At 48.0% G+C, this 1,503-nt stretch carries 2 protein-coding genes; both read left to right on the plus strand.

The features are described from left to right. The first annotated feature begins 15 nt into the window (after positions 1–15). Complete coding sequence (locus ACTXGO_RS13570) at positions 16–993, plus strand: zinc-binding dehydrogenase (RefSeq protein ID WP_443574895.1); 978 nt, start codon at positions 16–18, stop codon at positions 991–993. Positions 994–1,045: 52 nt separating this feature from the next. After that, positions 1,046–1,503: alcohol dehydrogenase catalytic domain-containing protein (locus tag ACTXGO_RS13575; RefSeq protein ID WP_443574894.1), on the plus strand; the 458-nt coding region annotated here is incomplete at its 3' end.

Genomic DNA, 1,503 nt, shown 5'->3' on the forward strand with positions numbered 1-1,503 from the left:
AAAAAAGGATTTATTATGCGCAGCGCAACTTATAACGAATTTGGCAAACCAACCGAAGTACTCAGCCTAGGCGATCGCCCAATTCCTGAGCCCAAAGCCACCGAGGTACGCGTCAAAACCGTACTCGCCTCTATTCATAATCATGACCTATTGACCATTCGCGGCAAATATGGCTTTAAGCCTGAACTGCCAGCCATCGCAGGCTCTGAGGCGGTAGGCGTGGTCGATGCTGTTGGTAGTGATGTCAAAAATCTAAAAGTCGGTCAGCGTGTCGCCGCAGCCAGTGTACAAGCCACTTGGGCGGAGTACTTTGTCGCTGTCGAGGATATGGTCTTTGCCATCCCTGAGAGCTTAGATGATGAGATGGCGGCGCAATTGATCGCTATGCCGCTAAGTGCCCTTATGCTGCTCGAATTCTTAGAAGTAGAAAGTGGTCAATGGGTCATTCATAACGCTGCTAATGGCGCGGTCGGTAAGTCGCTTGCCATGCTAGCCGCAGCGCGCGATGTCAACACCATCAATGTCGTACGCAGTAAAGAAGCGGTAGAGGAATTAGAAGCGGTCGGCGCAAAGAATAACATCAATACCGAAGATGAAGACTGGAAAGAACAGGTCAAAACGCTCCTCGGTGACGACAAAATCAGCGCAGCAGTTGATTCGGTCGGCGGTCAAGACAGCGGCGATATGCTCTCGCTCCTAGGTCATGGTGGCACCTTTGCAGTATTTGGCGCGATGTCAGGTAAGCCTATGGTACTTAACCCTACCGATGTGATCTTTAAACAGGCGGTGATCAAAGGATTTTGGGGTAGCAAGCTGAGCCAAGAGATGAGCGTAGAGAATAAACAACGCCTAGTTGATGAACTCATCGAGCGCGCGGTAGATGGTAAATTACAGCTTCCTGTCGAAGCTACTTTTGATTTGGCGGATATTACTCAGGCGGTCGATGGCAAATTGCAATCGGGTAAAAATGGTAAGGTATTACTTAAACCATAAATATATACAAACCTACTAGCACTAAACCACTATTTTTTTAGGAGATACTATTATGTCCGAGCAAACCTTTAAAGCGCTAGTCGTACGCGAAACCAGCGACGGCGAATTTAACAAAAGCATTGAGCAGCGCCATGTTAGCGATTTACCTGAGAATGATCTGCTAGTTGAGGTGCATTACTCATCCTTAAATTATAAAGACGCAATGTCAGCCTCAGGCAATAAAGCAATCAGCAAAAACTTCCCACATACCCCAGGTATCGACGCTGCTGGCGTGGTCGTTAGCGATAAGTCTGGCACCTTTACCAAAGGTCAAGAAGTCGTCATCTTTGGCTATGATCTAGGCATGAATACTGATGGCGGCCTCGCTGAGATGATTGCTATTCCTGCTGATTGGGCGGTTAAATGTCCAGACTCTCTCACGCTAAAAGAGGCGATGATCTATGGTACGGGCGGTGTCACTGCCGCGCTTAGTATCCAAAAGCTTGAGAAAATGGGCGCAAAACCTGAACA

It is taken from the genome of Psychrobacter sp. T6-1 (genome assembly GCF_052258445.1).

Bases quoted from the DNA above. Each gene is read 5' to 3' on its own strand.
- ACTXGO_RS13570 (WP_443574895.1), top strand. From the start codon at position 16: ATGCGCAGCGCAACTTATAACGAATTTGGCAAACCAACCGAAGTACTC.